We start from the raw sequence: 16,412 nt of genomic DNA on the forward strand, positions 1-16,412 counted from the left end.
CTCAGTTTGTGAAGCCCATTTCTGCCAGAGCCTTTTCTGCTTCCCCAATTTCATCATAGGGGATTGTATGATCCTTATAAATGATAGAATTTTCGTGACCCTTTCCCAGAAGCAGGACCACATCGCCCGGTTGGGCGAGACTGAAGGCTTTGCGAATCGCCTGGGGCCGGTCCGGTATGAGGTAGAGCTGTTCTCCCCGTACAAGTTCAGAACAGCCTGCGGCAATTTCTTCCAGAAGCTCCATGGGATCTTCCCCACGGGGGTCCTCGTCGGCCAAAATGACAATGTCGGACCAGTCTGCGGCAATTTTACCCTGCCGGGGCCGTTTTTCCCGGTCCCGTTCACCGCCGGAACCAAAGAGGCTGATGAGACGGCCGCCCCGACCCTCGATCCGTTTTTTTATAGGTGGAAGTACCGTTTCAAAGGAAGAGGGCGTATGGGCATAATCCACGATGACCTCGAAGGGCTGACCCCGGTTGATGACCGTCATTCTACCCCGTACCGGTCTCAGGCGGGGTACTAAAGGCACCAGGTCTGTTACAGGAAGTCCTACCAGGCCTGAAACCACCAGTAATGAGGCCATAACATTAGCCGCATTAAAGGTTCCCGGCAGATTATCCTGTACATGGAGGATTTCACCGGTTGCCCTGACCCAGATATCATAGCTGTTCCCCCGATCGGTACCTTCCAAGTTTCGGATGGACAAGTCCGCATCTTCTCCGTGAATGCTGTAGGTATAAGTTCGCCGTTCGGTCGCATTGGCAAAATAGGTGCAACTTGGGTCGTCTGCGTTGGCTACCGAGAAGGATGGAATACGGACCGGAAGCCGAAGTCCCATCTCGTTTAAGGGCCCATTTCTCAGGGCTTTTTCATGATTTACCTTGTCCAGAACCCGGAAGAGGTTGGCCTTGTCACTGCGGTACTGATCCCAGGTACCATGAAATTCCAGGTGTTCATGGGTTACATTGGTCATGACCCCCACATCAAAGGCCACATCCCCCAAACGGTTTGTCCGGGGTGAAAGGCCGTGGGAGCTGGACTCAATGACCGCATATTCCATACCGTAGTCCCGCATGGCCGCCAGAGCCCGGTGAATGGTGGGCGCTTCCGGAGTGGTCTGATGTTCAGGATTCCACTCTTCCTTATCGCCAATACGGTATTGTACAGTCGAAATAAAGCCCGCTTTTTTACCCGTCAGGGTTAAGAGCTGATAGATTAAAAAAACTGTGGTACTCTTGCCCTCCGTACCGGTTACTCCGATGATACCAAGTTCTTTTGAAGGTTCGTTAAAAAAAATAGCCGATATGGGTGACATTGCAAAGCGGGAGTCGGAACATTGCAGGTAGATGACCTCAGGTTCGTAGTGGTCCAATTCATATTGATGAACGATAACCGCAGCGCCTCGCTCAATGGCCTGGGGTATATACTGGTGACCATCGGTATGGAGCCCCGGGAGGGCAAAATATATGTTCCCTGGTTGTACCTGTCGGGAGTCATAGGTGACATCGGTGAGTATGCATGCATCCATGGCGGATTGGATGGCTTCTGTAAAGGGGGGCAGTGTATCAGCCTCTGGAGAAAGCTTAAAAACCTGGCCCTTGTACCGCAAAACCTGACAGTTAACCCGTTTTACCAACCCTGGGTTGAAAAACTCTGAAAATCGTCGATCCATGCTAGGGATGATACCATTGTATACCAAGAACGGTAAAGGGGGCGAATGCTCTAGGGAGACCTATAAAAAACAGTTTTTTGAGGTGTCCAGAAACAGGTATGTACAAGGTGCGTCTGGAAACCGGTGAGCCTCGACAGGGAGGGGTTTTTCAGGCTATGCTCTTGCCATGTACGAAGTACGGGTAGAAACTGATTTTGCAGCGGCCCACTTTCTGAGCCACTATCATGGAAAATGCGAGCGTCTTCACGGTCATAATTACCGGGTACGGCTCTGGGCCCGGGGGTCGGAGCTCGATACGGGGGGGATGCTCATCGATTTTGGTGTCCTTAAGGGACTGCTCCGCGAAGTCTGCGGTAGGCTGGATCATCAAAATCTGAATGAGTTCTCTGTATTTTCCGGGGATCCCAGCGCCGAGCGGATTGCAAAGTATATTTTTGATGAAATGCTGACCCTGCTTTCCCATGGTGGTTATAATGCAAAGCTCCTGTATGCGGTAGATGTTTATGAAACCCCTACCAATATGGCCCGGTATGTACGGGATTAGGTCTTTGTTTCACTGAAAACAAGGGCAGTAAAGGTATATAGCTCAGCTCCGCTTTCGTTGTAAGCCCCGGGAGGTAGGCCAGCCTTACGGCAAATATAATCCAGATATTCATCCAGGTTCCAGCCCTGTTCCACTGGTACCTGGGGAAGCAAAACCCCTGAATAGCCGCGATGAACCAGGTAGAGGCCATGGACCCCGATTTGTACTGACCGGGGATCATAACAGCGTTCCATAGGGGAAAGAACTGAAATTTCAATCTGGCACTGGTCCAGTTCGTCTCTTCGAAGGGGCGGGAAGCGGGGGTCTTCGAAGGCGGCGGCCTGGGCCATGGACCGGATTGTTTCTTCCAAGGGTCGAAGGGCGATCATTCTGCCGATACAGCCCCGAAGTTCTTTCCCCTTATGCAGGGTTACGAAAGCTCCGCAGGGAACGGTGAGGGCTGAAACCCCCGATGTAATCTGTGCTTCTACTGAATCGGGTCGCTCATACTGGGGCGGCCGTCCATCAAGCTGGGATGCAATAGACTCCCGGGCTTCCTGTAAAAGACACTGTTTTTCATCTTCGGTTAACTCAAGTTTCACTTTCAGCCTCCGTTGTTTTCTAGTAAAAGTATAGAATGTTCTGCAAAAATATGCCAGTTTTGCAACTTCCCGGATTTTTCAGTAAAGGGCTTTGTATCAGTTCGAAGCAAGCTGTGTATGGGTTGTACGATCTTACCGAGGAATAAAGAGAAAATAAGGGTTTATAAGTATTAATTTGCATGAAAAAGTATAAAAATGCAATAAAAGCCCATAAAACCTTTAATAAATGTATATTTATACTTGACAATGTATGGATTTTTCTGTAATTCATAGGTATGAAACTTGATGATTTAAAGGTGACCGCCCGGCTGTCCCATCTCGGTTTAAACGAAGAGGACCTGGGCGCTGCACTTCCTGCGTTCGAGCAAATGCTCGACTATTTTGCTGTTATGCAGACAGCGGACGGAAGCATAGCCGATACCACCGGCACAGCTGATATTACAGCGGTTCATTCTGATGTAGTAGTATCTATTCATCAATTTAATAATAATAATTCCCCTGCCAATGCAGCCAATCTTACTATTAATGCTCTCAATAATGTGGGAAACCATAGTGAAAACCAGCCAAACAATAATGACCTGTTGAATCAGGCCGGCGAACGAAATGGTAATTTCATTGTGGTGCCCAACGTCCTGTAAGCATCTAATAAAATTTCTTACTGTTTCTTTCGGAGGTCTGTATGTCTCGTTCCGTCGATAAGGACGGTTTTCCGGCCTATGTTACGGCCTGGGAAAATCGTATCGGTGCATTTTTAGAACTTCGTGAGCCTGAGCTCTGGCCCGCTGCAGGACTCCCCTTTGCGGTTAAAGATAATATTGCAGTAAAAGGTTTTGGTCTTACCTGTGCTTCCAAACTGCTGGAATCCTTTAGGGCTACCTATACGGCCACAGCGGTGAAACGCCTGCAGTCTGCCGGGGCTGTCGTCATCGGTAAAACCAATATGGATGAATTTGGTATGGGGTCCAGCACGGATAACTCAGCCCTGAAACGGACCAATAATCCCTGGGATGACAGCCGTGTGGCCGGAGGGTCCTCAGGGGGCTCGGCGGCGGCGGTGGCGGCGGGCCTTGTGCCCTTTGCCCTGGGGTCCGATACGGGGGGCTCGGTCCGCCAGCCTGCAGCCTTTTGCGGGGTTGTGGGGTTAAAGCCGACCTACGGAGCCGTGTCCCGCTATGGCCTTGTGGCCTATGCCTCGAGCCTCGAAACCATTGGGGTACTGGCGGATTCCGTAGGTCGGGCCCGGGATGTGTTCCGCATCATCCAGGGACCGGACCCGATGGACCAAACCACCGCCGCCGCCCGGCTTGTGCATGGGGCGTGGCACCCTGTAGCGGGTAACAAAAAAGTCCTGGCAGTGCTTGACCCCGTTTCGTTAGTACAGGCAATACGTGCGGTAGTTCGTGGTGCCGCTTTGGTGAGTAAAACCCGTCGCGATGACAACGATTTATACGAAGTTGGCGAAGGAGGCGTCCAGGAGGATGCGCAACTCATCAACCTGCTGGAAGAAGAAGTCCTTGCAGGATTTTCCAAGGCTGTAGATGCCTACCGGGACCTGGGCTATGAAATCCGAGAGGTTACTATTCCTTCCCTTGCCTATTCGGTGCCGGTGTACTACACCATCGCCACTGCCGAGGCCAGTGCGAACCTGGCTCGTTTTGACGGTATCCGTTATGGTAAGCGTCCTGAATGGGCAGAAAACCCGGAAGATTTAATTGATAAAACCCGGGCCATGGGCTTTGGCTCTGAGGTCAAGCTCAGGATATTGCTCGGGACCTTTGTGCTTCGTTCCGGTTTTCAGGACCGGTATTATCTGCGGGCCCAACAGCTCCGTAAGCAGATTACCAGGGAATTTTATGCTCTCTTTTCCGGAAAGGATGGGCCCCAGGCGCTGCTGATGCCCGTGTTCCCCACCAGGGCATTTGGCAGGGCCGTGGGTGACAAGGGGGGAGCCGGTAAGAACAGGGGAGCGGGAGGACCAGCCTTGTCTTCCTTTGCCCAGAAAGCGGCGGATCTGTTTACCTGCCCGGCGAACCTAGCGGGGCTTCCTGCCCTTACATTTCCTGCTTCAGTTGAGGGGGGCCTTCCTGTGGGAGTCCAGCTTCTTGGGGCTCCCTTCTCAGAAGAACTGATCTGTTCAATTGCGGCGGAATATGAAGCGGATCATCCGATTCCCCATCCTGAGGGATTTCAGAGCTATTGGAGGTAGCCATGTATCAGTCCTTTATCGGTCTAGAAATTCATATCCATCTTTTAACGAAAACCAAGGTTTTTTGTTCCTGTAAGGCCGCTTTTGGTTCAGAACCGAATACCAATGTATGTCCTGTTTGCCTGGGGCATCCGGGGGTTTTGCCCGCCCTAAACAGGGATGCCTTTGATAAGGGAGCCCTGGTTGCCCAGGCATTACATTGCCGTATTCCCGACCGCACCTGGTTTGAGCGGAAACAATACTTTTATCCTGATATGCCGAAGAACTATCAGATTTCCCAGTTCGCCTCGCCTCTAGGGCAGGGTGGGTATATAGATATACTCTTTAAGGGTCAGAAAAAGCGGGTCCGTATTAAGGAATGCCACCTGGAAGAGGATGCGGGCAAGATGATTCATGCAGGGAATGTGACCTTGCTGGATTATAACCGGGCAGGAACGGCTTTGCTGGAAATTGTTACCGAGCCGGATATGGAAACCGGGGCGGAGGCTGAGGCTTTTATTCAGCAACTGAGGCGCTTGGTGCGGTACCTCGGCGTCTGTGACGGCAATATGGAGGAGGGCTCCCTCAGGTCCGACGCCAATGTGTCGGTCAATCTGAAAGGTGCTGGCCTCGGACGCAAGGTAGAAATTAAGAACCTGAACTCATCCCGCTTTGTCCGGCTAGCCCTGGATTATGAAATTGATCGGCAACGGGGAATCCTTGAAGCTGGCGGCACAGTGAAACAGGAAACTCGGCTCTGGAACGAGAACCGGGATCAGACTGAACCTATGCGAAGTAAGGAAGATTCCCATGATTACCGGTTTTTCCCCGAACCGGACCTGCCGGTCCTGGAAATAACCGATACTTACCGCCAGGAGATTAAGGCCAGGCTGATGGAACTGCCCCTGGATCGGCTTGAACGATTGGTTCATCAATATGGACTTCCCCTGGAGCAGGCGGAATATATCTGTGAAGAACGGGCTCTGGCGGATTATTTCGAGGCGGCTGTTCAGGCTATCGAAGGGCTCGAACGGGAAGAGGCGGCCCGTCGCATCGCCCTATGGCTTGCGGCGGATGTGAAACGGATTATGAATCGGGATGGAATAGCCCCCGAGTCGATGCACCGCTGGTCCTTTAGGCCCGAGCGGCTTGCCCAGATTGTGGAGCTTCTCGGTCGGGGATCCATTTCGGGGAAAATCGCCAAACAGGTGTTGGAGCTTTCCATTGCGGAGGATCGGGATCCGCTGGCCATCGTACAGGAACGGGGCTGGCAGATAATCCAGGACCCGGAGGTGATCCACCGGTATGTGAAGGCGGTCTGCGAAAAAGAAGCGGGGAGTTTCCAGGAAGCCCTATCCGCCCTGGAACATGGAAACCAGAAACGGTATGAAACCCTCACGGTCTATCTTGTGGGGAAGGTCCTGGCAGAAAGTCAGGGCCGCTGTGATCCGATCCTTGTGAAGGAGCACTTAGAAAAAGCTATTGGAGAGGCGACATCATGCGTGTGTTAGCAAAAGCTGTTACTGACATTGCCCGAAAGGATGTTGCCCGGACCGACTCTGTCCAGAAGGCGGCTTCGAGGCTTGAACCGGGACAGGCGGTAGAACTTTCCGGATGGGTACACCGGATCCGCGAATTGGGGGGCGTAAGCTTTATTATGCTCCGGGACCGGTCGGGACTCGTACAGCTCGTGCTGGAAGAAAAAACTGACCTGACTCTGGAATCGGTGATCACCGTCCAGGGCCTTGCGGCGCTGAATGATAAGGCCCCCGGCGGGGCAGAGGTCCGCGTTCAAAACCTGAGGGTCCTCTCCCGGGCAGAGCCTGATCTGCCCTTCCCGGTAAACGGGGATGTGACGAAAATCGGCCTCGATGTAATCCTGGATAACCGGCCCCTGTCCCTCAGAAACCCCCGGATCCGCAGTATTTTTCGGGTCCAGTCCACGATTATCGAAGCCTTTGCGGAATACCTGCGAAAAGAGAATTTTACGGAAATTAAAACCAGCAAGCTCATCGGAAGCGGTACCGAGGGGGGCACGGGACTTTTTGAGGTAGACTATTTTGATAAAAAGGTCTATCTCGCCCAGTCACCCCAGTTTTATAAACAGACCATGATTGCTTCCGGTCTTGAACGGGTCTTTGAAATCGCGCCGGCATACCGGGCCGAAAAACACGATACCCCCCGGCACCTGAACGAGTATGTTTCTCTGGATGTGGAAATGGCCTTTATTTCAAGCGAAGCGGACCTTATCGAACTGGAAAAGCATCTATTAGCCCATATTTTCGAAGCCCTGGCTCGAACAAATGCAGAGGATCTGGCGCTGTGGAATGCAACGGTCCCCGATCCGGACTCGGTATTCAAAGCCCCGACCATAGCTCACGATGAAGGGCTGGAACTGGCCCGGTCAGAAGCAAGCCGCGGGGGGAGCACTGCCGGTGTATCATCAAAGAGCGGGGGAGGTCAGAGCTTTTTTGAGATAAGCCCTGAAGTGGAGCGGCTGCTTTGCGCCTGGGCTGGCCGGGAAAAGGGGATAGAGCTTGTGTTTGTGAACCAGTTTCCCCGGCGGCATCGGCCTTTTTATACCTATCCTTCCTCCGCAACCCATACCATGAGCTTCGATGCCCTCTTCCGGGGTCTGGAAATTACCACCGGCGGCAGGCGTCAGGAACAGTACCAGGCCTTACTCGACGTTCTGCCCCGTTTTGGACTGAAGGCAGAAGATCTGAAGGATTATCTCATGGTCTTTAAATATGGATGCCCGCCCCATGGGGGCTTTGCTATCGGCTGTGAACGGCTTACCCAGAAGGTGCTGGGCCTTACCAACGTAAAAGAAGCGAGCCTATTCCCTCGGGACCGCCGCCGTGTGTCACCCTGAGAAAGACTGCTACCGACTCGCCCTATAGGATGACAGTCCCCCCCCCAGGCATCCGCTTCAGTAGGAGTCCCCTTCGGGCGGTACGAGACAGATGAACTTGAGGGGGGCAGTCCCGGTATTGGCAAAGTTATGGGATTTGCCCCCCTCTATATAGGCCACTGAACCCGCCCGTACCGGGTAGTCCTTTCCATCAATATGTACGATTCCTTCCCCTGAAAGCACATAGTTTGCATGCCACCAGGGGTGCTGATGATAGGGGGTGTGCCCGCCCGGGGCTACGGTAAAGACTCTGAGGTAGCCCTCATAACCATCCCGGGGCCCGATGAGTATTTGTTTCATGACCCCTTCTATTTCCTTGCCCTGCATGGGAAGGGGAGTGATTTCACTTTCGTGACGCACCATGAGAAACCTCCTAATGGGCACCTCTAAAAACTGCATGTTTAAAGGCGCCTATTATGTTTTAAAAGCCTTCATATTGTATCAGTTCCAGGGTGCTTTTGGGAGTCCCCGACTAATTCACATTCCGCTATCGCCCTATTGCTACAGAACCGGTTCTGGTATAAAAAGAGATACCGAGCTGTAGGATTTGGGGTACCCAGACGCCCCAAAAGCTCCTGATTTTTACCAATTACGTACGAGTTTTTGGAGGTCCCTATGCATTCATCCTTTGATCCCAGACTGCTGGCTGATTTTGCCCGTTATTATGGTTTCCATTATGGGGTTTGTGACCCGGTTGCCCTCGTAAAGGACCTGGTTATAGAAATGGAGCGGGGTCTTCGGGGAGATCCATCTACCCTGCCGATGCTGCCCTCCTATTTGTACCCTGTCTCTGCGGTTCCCCCGGGCAAAGCTGTGATTGCCCTGGATGCGGGCGGTACCAACCTGAGGGCTGCCCTGGTCCGCTTTGATGAAAAGGGTAAGGCCATAGCTGAGCATACCCAGAAAACTCACATGCCCGGAACCAAGGGCCAGCTGAAAGCCCAGCAATTCTTTGATGAGATCGCCGAGGTAACTACGCCGCTTCTGAAGGAAAACCCCCATGTGGAGGGTATCGGGTTCTGTTTCTCCTATCCTATGGAAATGACCAAGGATGCGGATGGCATTCTTTTAGGTTTCAGCAAGGAAGTAGATGCCCCTGAAGTCATCGGTAAGGCTATCGGTGCGGGACTCCGGGAAGCCCTTGCTCGCAAGGGTGTTAAAGCCCCAGACCGGATTGTCCTTTTGAACGATACAGTGGCGACCCTCCTTTCGGGTCTTGCGGAGATTCCCGCCGATGGGGGCCATCGTAAGGGCCCGGATATCTATGGAGTCGAGGGCGGACCGGTGATCGGTTTTATCCTCGGTACGGGAATGAATGTGGCCTATCCTGAAACACGGATCCCCAAAATCGGCTTTGATGCGCCCAAATCTCCCCAGATTGTGGTCTGCGAAACCGGCAGCTTCCATCCCCGTTATCTGGGGCGGCTTGATGAAGAGTTCGATGCAACCTTGAAAAATCCGGGAAAATACACCTTTGAAAAAACCATGGCCGGAGCGTACCTGGGACCCCTGACCCTCTATATGCTTAAGAAAGCGGTACAGGACGGCGTGCTGGTGTTCCGCAAATCCGGTGAGCTTCTTGCTATGCAGAACCTGCAGACCAAGGACCTGAACGCCTTTATGCACAACCCCCTCGCAGGGGAAGGCCCCATCGGCTCCCTCTTTGATCGGGATGAGCGGGATGCCCTGGCAACCCTGGTCTTCCTGACCTCAATCATCACTGAGCGGGCCGCCCTTTTTGCTGCAGCAGCGGTGGCAGCGGCGGTAGAAAAAACCGGTGCTGGCTATGATCCCTTTGTGCCCGTCCGGGTAGCAGTCGAAGGCACCACCTATATGGTCTACAAGGGCATGCGGCCCGCCCTGGAATCCTACCTGCATACCATACTCTCCGCCAAAGCTCCCCGTTCCATCGTGGTATCCCCTGTGGAACAGGCCTCCCTCTTTGGTGCGGCGGTAGCTGCTCTCTCGAAATAAGGGCAACTTACAATTTCATATTGATGCAAGGAGCCCCGCTTCTGGGGCTCCTTCTTTATTTTTTATATAAATTAAGGTATATATTTTTATTACTATGAACGAGCGAACCCTCATTGAATGGAATGAACGGTATTCAGTAGGTATTCCCCTCATTGATGATCAGCATCAGCGCCTTGTCCAGATGGCGAATGAGCTCTATGAAGGATGCACCCAGGGCGAAGAAGCTGCCCGAGCTTATTTTGGCAGTGTGATAAAAAAAGCTGTAGCTTATGTGAAGGATCATTTTGCTACCGAGGAACGGATGCTGCAAGAAGCGGGGTATCCCGATTACCAGAATCATAAAAAGCAGCACGAAGCGTTTATTCGAACCATTCTAGAAGAAGTGAAGGCCTTTCAAGAGGGGAGGAAGTTTGTTCCTAACCATTTTGCCCGCTACCTGCGAGATTGGACTTTGGAACATATAGCCGTATCCGACCAGTCCTATAAGGAATTTATGTCTGGTAATAAGAGATGGTAATCATCCAGGCCTTTTAGTTACGTTATGAAACCGATCGTGGCTGCAAGACCACCAAGGGTATAATGAGCCCTAGAGACTTGCCCCAAAAAAGGAAAAAATCGCGGTTGTCCGCGATTTTTTTTAATTATTCGGACAAGTCCGACAAACTGCTAGGCTATATTAAGGGCTATGAAAAAGCGAATAGCCTCATATTACTCTCCCCCAATGCCATATTTTTGCAGGGTGCTGAAAATCATATAGAGTTTGCTGATCTCGTGCAATTCAGGGCGGTATTCAAAGTGCATCTGGTCATAGAGGTCCCATTTGCCGCCCCAGACAAAGCCTTCTGCCTCAAAGGCTTTAATAACCGCTTCCGGCGGAGCCCAGCGGTTGCTCTGGCTGACCAGCATCCATTGGGGGTTCCGTTCCGCTTCCCACTGCCAGTAAATTGCCTTTGAGCCGAGCCGCTTTGGCTGTATGTCGATAGCAAGGCCGAAGCTGTGCATGCTGATGCGGCTGGTCCCCCGGATTTCCCGCCAGTTGTAGCCCCCTATTGATCCCAGATTGGTAAGAAACTGAGCCACATCACTGTCGGTTTTTGCAAAACCGCGGATCCGTTCATCAATCCGCAGGACCTGCTCTTGAATCATGGCATGGACGGAAATTGTTTTGCCTAAAAAACGGACCTTCACCAGATTGCGTTCCACGTCGCCCCGTTTTGCTCCCCCATACAGGGCTGAACGGAAACCGTTGTGGTGATCCGGGCCGTTCATCTGGTGTTCTGCAGAGCCGATACGTTCCAATTCGGCAATCCGCTCCGCAGTGTAATTTTGGGGGGCCGGAGCATCATCCGGATACAGGTAAAACACATAGGGCTTATATTCCTGCCACCGTTCCCTGTGGCTTTCCGGAAGGAGCCGCCCTTGGGCCCAATAAAACAGTTCTCCCTGTATTTGGATGACCCAGTCATTGTTCTGCCAGGCGACTGACTCTATACGGTCCGGATAGGCCCGCCGGTAGGCTTCCAGAACCTGCCGGGCATGGATTGATGGGCGAATCTGAGGGGCCGGGGACAGCGGATAAAGGGATATACTTATGAGGAGAATGCTGCAACCTGCAAGGAATCGTTTTGTTCCGGTAGTATATGACCGCTGTTCCATGGGTACAGCAACCATACACAACCGGCCAATTCTTTGCAAGGTTGTTCTTTAATCCCAATCGAGGAGGCGTCGCTGGCCCTGCAGGGCACGAATGGCGGTAACATCCTGGCTTACTTCCAGGGTGCCCCGGTAATTACCCTGATCATCATAGACGGGAAAATAGCGGATATGAACAAATTTTCCTCCCAATTCCAGCCAGAATTCGGCAACCTTCTTTTCTTTGTTCCGGAATGCCTGGACGATACGCTGTACAATATGGACGCTTTTTGGGGGGTGGCAGTTTGCCACATTTCTGCCGATGACACCGGGACTTCGGGGAAAGATCCGCTCTGGGTTGTCCGAATAGTACAGGACCCGGTCATGTTCATCCACAAAGGATATATCGATAGGCAGATTTTTTAACATAAGGTCGATTTGTTCGTTGGTCATCCAGCCTTCGCCGAGTTTTACCACCCCCGGTACCTGATCGGGGGCTGGGACTGCTGTTTCAGCAGTCCTTCCGGTGGGCGAAGCGACCATTGCTTCAACAGCGCGTGCCGGGGCGGCGTTTTCTGTTCCGCCAGCGGGAGCCGCTGCTGCCGACTGCTGGTTCATCAATCTGGCTTCTATAATATCCGGATCCCAGAGACTGCCCGGACGTACCCATGCGTAGCCAATGGCATCCTCGCCGCGGCGGATCGTAACCCAGGTTTTTTCATCCAGTTTGCGCAGGGCTGTGGGGAAGAGAATATGTTCTTCCATAAAGAACATTTTCTGAGCCTTTCCTGCAAGAAGCCGGGCTTTCCGGACAGCGGTGCCATAATCCTGGTTTTGTATGGCCCCGTCGATGTCCCGGAACAGGGCGCGGATTTCGTCGTGTTTGCCCCACATAACCTTAGAGGGTGCATCAAACCCAGCCTGCTCGAGGTAGGGAAAGAGCTGGTTTTCCTTGCGGGTGTAATGGATGACAATCTTTTTAAAATCTTCCACCCCGCGGGTCAAGGCGTCGATGGCCGCTTTGCTCCGTCCCCAGGGAAAGAAGAGCCTGCGGTATGCGGCTTTGAGCCGTTTCAGTGAAGCCCGACCCGCATCGTTTTCTGCCATATAGGTATGGATGGGGTGCCCTGCCAGTTTTTCCGGTTTTCCCTGGCTTTCCAGGGTGTTTTCAAAGACCGTGACATGGACCTCACAGAGCCGCTGAATTTCCTCCGCCGGCATGCCAGCCTGCATGAGGGCCTGTTCCATGGCAGCAATCTCTTCGGCGCTGACATTCTTAATGAGGGTATCGAAATCTTTCTTGACCCGGCTCACCGGTTCTCCATCATGGAGCCGCTTAATAATTTTCTTCAGTTCTTCCTTTTTATACGCATCATTCTGAATGAGTTCGCTCATAGCCATTCCTCCTGTAAGATGGTCCCTTCCGCATCTACGGTAACCGCTTTAATGGGTACGTTCCGCTTCGCCTGACTGCGGGCCTGCTGAGCTATTGCCACAAGGCCCCCGCAGCAGGGCACATGCATCCTGAGGACCGTAATCGTATCCACCTTAGCTTCATCAATTAAAAGAATAAGCTTTTCTATGTATCGTTCAATCCCGTCGTCTAATTTGGGGCATCCTATTACCAGGGATTTACCTGCGAGCCACTGACTGTGAAAATTCCCCACCGAAAAGGCGGTGCAGTCTGCCGCAAGGAGGAGGTTTGACCGGGTAAAGTGGGGGGAGCGGGGGTTGATCAGATGGAGCTGGATGGGCCAGTGGGTGAGGGCGCTGGGCTGTTCTGTTCGGTTCTCAGGTTGATGAACCTCCGCCATGAGGTCGACGAAGCCCTGCGGAATCGGAACGCCCTCATCGGCCAGTACATCCAGGGCGGTTCTGAGGTAGGCTGATTCGCCATGATGGTACAGGTGTTCCAGGTGAGCCTGAATGGTATTTGCACCCTTGGGGATGATGTTGTTTCTCATGACGAGCTCTTCGTTGTAGGGTTCGGCTTCCCGCTGTTCTATGCTGATGGCACCCCGGGGACAGGTGCCGATGCAAGCCCCGAGGCCGTCGCAGAGGAGGTCCCCCACGAGGCGGGCTTTGCCGTCGATGAGCTGGAGGGCTCTCTCGGGACAGCCGCTGGTACAGGCTCCGCAGCCGTCGCAGAGAGATTCATCTATTGTAATGATGTTCCGTTTCATACAAACTCCTCACCATAAAGATAGTAGTATATGGGCACTTCCATTGGTATGTCTTACCAAGTGCTTATATGACTATTATAGAAAAGTATTATTTTTTTTCTGTAACCGCTGTTACAAATTGAGTATTTTAGAGGCTACGAAAGCAAAGCTGGGCTCTGATCATCACAAACCATAAGTGCAGTGCGGTCCCTGTTACGGTTTTGCTCCTAGTTTTTCCAATTGGGCAAGGATTTGGTTTATATTCCAGCGATAAACGATGGTCCGGGGTACGGCGTAGTGATCCAACTGGGGATCGGTGAAATCAACGGGCACAATGTGGGATTTAGCTAAAAAAGCGTAGGAATAGCCGGCCTTAATTAACAGCTGACGAGCTTCGTCGGAACTAGCCCCAAAGGGTAATGCAAAATAGGGAACTGCCTTTCCTGTCCATTGGCTTATAAGGGGGCCCGGTTTTTCTATTTCGTCTCGACTTCGCTGGGGATCGCTTTCAAAGGCTTTTTTTGTCACATATTGATGGGTAAAGCCATGGGCCCCGATGATACACCCTAGGTCGGACAATTGCTTCACCACCTCCGGTCGGAAGGCGAACTTGCTTCGTTCCGCTAACTTAGCGCTGATAAAGAGGGTGGGTACGATGTGCCGGGGCAGTAAAACGTCTGTTACCACCGAGGGTACCGAGTGGTTCCCGTCGTCAATGGTCATAACAATATTTTTGGACCCCTGCACGTTTCCTGCCACCGCATCGTCCAAGGATACCCAATGGAATCCATACTGGGCGATTTTGTCCAACTGTTGTATAAATTCTTCTTTAGAAAAATCAAGGGAGGAGGTATGGGCCCCTAAAAACGTATGATACACTAAAATGATGACCTGATTGTTCGCTGAGAATGTCCAGGGGGCTATAATGAAAAGTAATAATAGGAGTAATACCGAGTTACGATACATGCGAAAGGATACCAAAGTGGTCTTAGGCCTGTCAATGACTGCTCGTCTCTTTCCTATTACCAAGTGCTTATATGACTATTATAGAAAAGTATTATTTTTTTCTGTAACCGCTGTTACAAATTGAGTATTTTATTGGTAAGGTTGATGAATATGATTGATGATGGTGTCTCGGCCCAGGATCTGCTGGCCGCCAATGATATGATAGCTCATGGGGATTATGAAGGAGCAGTCTGCCTTCTGGAACGAGCTGTGGCGGAGGACCCCACAGACTGTTCAGCTCTGACCGCCCTGGGTATTGCCTTTACTGAAGGGGGAGAGCACCAGAAGGCTGTTAAAGCCCTGGAACGGGCTCTGGCGCTTCAGGAAACAATTCCGGAAGCCCATGAAGCATTAGGCTGTGCCTACTACCGGCTCGGCTTTCTCGAAAAGGCTGAAAAAGCCCTGAAACGGGCCCTGGAACTGGCTCCCCAGGATGGGGGGGTACTCCGAAATCTGGGGGTGGTGCTGGACCGGCTCGGGGACTTTGAAGAGGGCTCCCGGATGATCGAGGAAGCCTACCGGCTTAACCAGTTTGATTACCAGGCCATGTATGCCCTTTCATCGGTACGTCTACGCCAGGGTGAACTGGAGTCTGCCATGGAACTTCTTGATCGGATTGCCACCGAGGACTCCCCCATCAATCTGAAAATGCTAGCCATCGATCATATCCAGAATTTAAAGCGATATCTCCGGTAAGATGCGGTGGGTACCCTGGATCTATGGCGGGACTCATGTGATCAGCCAGATACAAGCTTTATAGAAGCATCCCTTGGTGTTAGCGGGGAATACAGAGGGCAGCGTAATGGACTGATTTGTCCTCCTCTTCCCAGATACCCCGGGACGAAGCCTGTCCCAGGAGATGCGGTTTTGGAAGGGGCGCTACTTCCCAGAACCGGCACTGCAGCAGGGCGGCAACCCCAGCGGCTCCGCAGGCCGTAATGTGACCCTGCTGGGCAAGCTGTAATAACTGTGCCCCGTCACCTGTCTGTACAAGTTCCAGGAATCGGCGGCCCTGCTCAAAGGCTTCGTCATTATCATAATGGGCCGAAACATTAGTGGTGGCGATAAAAAGGGTTTTGTCCAATTCATCAGAAAAACACAATTCCAGAGCTCGGCTCAGGGCATGGATATGATTTGTTCGTGAGGTGCCGATAAGTATGGGAATGATTGAAACCTGGGGAAATGCATCGGCTATCCAGGGAAGAACTACCTCAAGGGAATGTTCAGAGAGGTGAGGTATATCATTCAGTTCAAAAATGGTACTACAGGAGAGAAGCTCATCAACCTTATTCTTATGAACCCAGAGATCTCCTATAGGGGTCTCAAAACTGTCTGATTCGCTTACATAGATCCCTTCCTGGGTACTGGCATGGAGAGGGCCTAATAAAACAACCTGTTCTATAGGACGCTTTCTAACCAAGGAAAAGGCACGACCCAAGAGAAGACCAGAAAGCTCCCATGCTGCATGGGGTACGATAATACCAAGGGGATTACAGTCGGTTCTCGTTTCGGGTCCCTGCATGCCACTGATTTCATAATACCGGTTCAAAGCAATTCGAAGAGCGGCATCTGTATCAGGGTAAAACATCCCTGCCATAACGGGACTTCGGCTTCGATGGTATTCGGCAGGACTGGTATTTTGATATTGCATGTTCTTATTTTAGGTCGTACTCTACATATTTGCAAGTAGACCAGTCAACCAGATGCTTTTTTTCAAAACCTCTTTGAAATCTTAATTATTTC

The 16,412-nt window shown here is 51.9% G+C and carries 16 protein-coding genes; 8 read left to right on the forward strand and 8 right to left on the reverse strand.

What is annotated here, in order from left to right; genetic code table 11:
* Window position 1: 1 nt before the first annotated feature.
* Entirely contained in the window at window positions 2-1,672 is a 1,671-nt protein-coding gene (locus SPICA_RS04990) for a UDP-N-acetylmuramoyl-L-alanyl-D-glutamate--2,6-diaminopimelate ligase (RefSeq protein ID WP_013968445.1), read from the reverse strand.
* Window positions 1,673-1,838: 166 nt separating this feature from the next.
* Between SPICA_RS04990 and queD the strand changes: the two genes are divergently transcribed.
* Window positions 1,839-2,216 carry a 6-carboxytetrahydropterin synthase QueD gene (gene queD, locus SPICA_RS04995; RefSeq protein WP_013968446.1) on the forward strand — a complete coding sequence of 126 codons (378 nt, stop codon included), beginning with the start codon at window positions 1,839-1,841 and terminating at the stop codon, window positions 2,214-2,216.
* Here the strand turns inward: queD and amrA are convergent.
* Entirely contained in the window at window positions 2,213-2,797 is a 585-nt protein-coding gene (gene amrA, locus SPICA_RS05000) for an AmmeMemoRadiSam system protein A (RefSeq protein WP_013968447.1), read from the reverse strand. The two genes, queD and amrA, sit on opposite strands and share 4 nt — an antisense overlap.
* A 275-nt stretch (window positions 2,798-3,072) precedes the next feature.
* On the opposite strand from amrA, the gene SPICA_RS05005 reads away from it, so the two are divergent.
* From SPICA_RS05005 to aspS, 4 genes are read left to right on the forward strand one after another with little or no spacing between them, the layout of a single operon-like run.
* Window positions 3,073-3,435 carry a hypothetical protein gene (locus SPICA_RS05005; protein ID WP_013968448.1) on the forward strand — a complete coding sequence of 121 codons (363 nt, stop codon included), beginning with the start codon at window positions 3,073-3,075 and terminating at the stop codon, window positions 3,433-3,435.
* A 41-nt stretch (window positions 3,436-3,476) separates the two neighbouring features.
* On the forward strand, window positions 3,477-5,003 hold the full coding sequence (locus SPICA_RS05010; RefSeq protein WP_013968449.1) for an amidase family protein: 1,527 nt from the start codon (window positions 3,477-3,479) through the stop codon (window positions 5,001-5,003).
* A 2-nt stretch (window positions 5,004-5,005) separates the two neighbouring features.
* Window positions 5,006-6,493: an Asp-tRNA(Asn)/Glu-tRNA(Gln) amidotransferase subunit GatB gene (gene gatB, locus SPICA_RS05015; RefSeq protein ID WP_013968450.1), complete on the forward strand. Its 1,488-nt coding sequence runs from the start codon at window positions 5,006-5,008 to the stop codon at window positions 6,491-6,493.
* Window positions 6,481-7,857 (forward strand): aspartate--tRNA(Asn) ligase, encoded by a 1,377-nt coding sequence (aspS, locus tag SPICA_RS05020; RefSeq protein ID WP_013968451.1) that lies wholly within the window; start codon window positions 6,481-6,483, stop codon window positions 7,855-7,857. Before gatB ends, aspS begins: the two co-directional genes overlap by 13 nt.
* 57 nt (window positions 7,858-7,914) lie before the next feature.
* Here aspS and SPICA_RS05025 read toward each other — a convergent pair whose 3' ends face one another.
* Window positions 7,915-8,259 carry a cupin domain-containing protein gene (locus SPICA_RS05025; protein WP_013968452.1) on the reverse strand — a complete coding sequence of 115 codons (345 nt, stop codon included), beginning with the start codon at window positions 8,257-8,259 and terminating at the stop codon, window positions 7,915-7,917.
* Window positions 8,260-8,511: 252 nt separating this feature from the next.
* Between SPICA_RS05025 and SPICA_RS05030 the strand changes: the two genes are divergently transcribed.
* Window positions 8,512-9,870, forward strand: coding sequence for a hexokinase family protein (locus SPICA_RS05030; RefSeq protein ID WP_013968453.1), 1,359 nt, complete (start codon window positions 8,512-8,514; stop codon window positions 9,868-9,870).
* A gap of 94 nt (window positions 9,871-9,964) precedes the next feature.
* Complete coding sequence (locus SPICA_RS05035; RefSeq protein WP_013968454.1) at window positions 9,965-10,387, forward strand: bacteriohemerythrin; 423 nt, start codon at window positions 9,965-9,967, stop codon at window positions 10,385-10,387.
* Between the two features lie 191 nt (window positions 10,388-10,578).
* Here SPICA_RS05035 and SPICA_RS05040 read toward each other — a convergent pair whose 3' ends face one another.
* From SPICA_RS05040 to SPICA_RS05055, 4 genes are all read right to left on the reverse strand, one after another.
* A complete protein-coding gene (locus SPICA_RS05040) occupies window positions 10,579-11,526 on the reverse strand; it encodes a M15 family metallopeptidase (RefSeq protein WP_169311858.1) in 948 nt (315 codons plus the stop codon).
* A gap of 48 nt (window positions 11,527-11,574) precedes the next feature.
* Window positions 11,575-12,897 (reverse strand): DUF438 domain-containing protein, encoded by a 1,323-nt coding sequence (locus SPICA_RS05045; protein WP_013968456.1) that lies wholly within the window; start codon window positions 12,895-12,897, stop codon window positions 11,575-11,577.
* On the reverse strand, window positions 12,894-13,685 hold the full coding sequence (locus SPICA_RS05050) for an ATP-binding protein (protein ID WP_013968457.1): 792 nt from the start codon (window positions 13,683-13,685) through the stop codon (window positions 12,894-12,896). Before SPICA_RS05050 ends, SPICA_RS05045 begins: the two co-directional genes overlap by 4 nt.
* A gap of 192 nt (window positions 13,686-13,877) precedes the next feature.
* The gene (locus SPICA_RS05055) at window positions 13,878-14,630 is read right to left on the reverse strand and encodes a polysaccharide deacetylase family protein (protein WP_013968458.1); all 753 of its coding nucleotides are present in this window, start codon (window positions 14,628-14,630) and stop codon (window positions 13,878-13,880) included.
* A gap of 150 nt (window positions 14,631-14,780) precedes the next feature.
* Here SPICA_RS05055 and SPICA_RS05060 point away from each other — a divergent pair, with 150 nt between their 5' ends.
* Complete coding sequence (locus tag SPICA_RS05060; RefSeq protein WP_013968459.1) at window positions 14,781-15,365, forward strand: tetratricopeptide repeat protein; 585 nt, start codon at window positions 14,781-14,783, stop codon at window positions 15,363-15,365.
* 79 nt (window positions 15,366-15,444) lie between these two features.
* On the opposite strand, the gene amrB is transcribed toward SPICA_RS05060, so the two are convergent.
* Window positions 15,445-16,320 carry an AmmeMemoRadiSam system protein B gene (gene amrB, locus SPICA_RS05065; protein WP_013968460.1) on the reverse strand — a complete coding sequence of 292 codons (876 nt, stop codon included), beginning with the start codon at window positions 16,318-16,320 and terminating at the stop codon, window positions 15,445-15,447.
* Window positions 16,321-16,412: the final 92 nt, after the last annotated feature.

Origin of the sequence: Gracilinema caldarium DSM 7334, from assembly GCF_000219725.1 — a bacterium.
Classification (GTDB): Bacteria; Spirochaetota; Spirochaetia; order Treponematales; family Breznakiellaceae; genus Gracilinema; species Gracilinema caldarium.

What these genes read in the sequence shown, in the direction of transcription:
- SPICA_RS04990 (WP_013968445.1), bottom strand. Translation starts at nt 1,672, where the DNA reads ATGGATCGACGATTTTCAGAGTTTTTCAACCCAGGGTTGGTAAAACGG.
- queD (WP_013968446.1), top strand. Translation starts at nt 1,839, where the DNA reads ATGTACGAAGTACGGGTAGAAACTGATTTTGCAGCGGCCCACTTTCTG.
- SPICA_RS05005 (WP_013968448.1), top strand. Translation starts at nt 3,073, where the DNA reads ATGAAACTTGATGATTTAAAGGTGACCGCCCGGCTGTCCCATCTCGGT.
- SPICA_RS05010 (WP_013968449.1), top strand. Translation starts at nt 3,477, where the DNA reads ATGTCTCGTTCCGTCGATAAGGACGGTTTTCCGGCCTATGTTACGGCC.
- gatB (WP_013968450.1), top strand. Translation starts at nt 5,006, where the DNA reads ATGTATCAGTCCTTTATCGGTCTAGAAATTCATATCCATCTTTTAACG.
- aspS (WP_013968451.1), top strand. Translation starts at nt 6,481, where the DNA reads ATGCGTGTGTTAGCAAAAGCTGTTACTGACATTGCCCGAAAGGATGTT.
- SPICA_RS05025 (WP_013968452.1), bottom strand. Translation starts at nt 8,259, where the DNA reads ATGGTGCGTCACGAAAGTGAAATCACTCCCCTTCCCATGCAGGGCAAG.
- SPICA_RS05030 (WP_013968453.1), top strand. Translation starts at nt 8,512, where the DNA reads ATGCATTCATCCTTTGATCCCAGACTGCTGGCTGATTTTGCCCGTTAT.
- SPICA_RS05035 (WP_013968454.1), top strand. Translation starts at nt 9,965, where the DNA reads ATGAACGAGCGAACCCTCATTGAATGGAATGAACGGTATTCAGTAGGT.
- SPICA_RS05040 (WP_169311858.1), bottom strand. Translation starts at nt 11,526, where the DNA reads ATGGAACAGCGGTCATATACTACCGGAACAAAACGATTCCTTGCAGGT.
- SPICA_RS05045 (WP_013968456.1), bottom strand. Translation starts at nt 12,897, where the DNA reads ATGAGCGAACTCATTCAGAATGATGCGTATAAAAAGGAAGAACTGAAG.
- SPICA_RS05050 (WP_013968457.1), bottom strand. Translation starts at nt 13,685, where the DNA reads ATGAAACGGAACATCATTACAATAGATGAATCTCTCTGCGACGGCTGC.
- SPICA_RS05055 (WP_013968458.1), bottom strand. Translation starts at nt 14,630, where the DNA reads ATGTATCGTAACTCGGTATTACTCCTATTATTACTTTTCATTATAGCC.
- SPICA_RS05060 (WP_013968459.1), top strand. Translation starts at nt 14,781, where the DNA reads ATGATTGATGATGGTGTCTCGGCCCAGGATCTGCTGGCCGCCAATGAT.
- amrB (WP_013968460.1), bottom strand. Translation starts at nt 16,320, where the DNA reads ATGCAATATCAAAATACCAGTCCTGCCGAATACCATCGAAGCCGAAGT.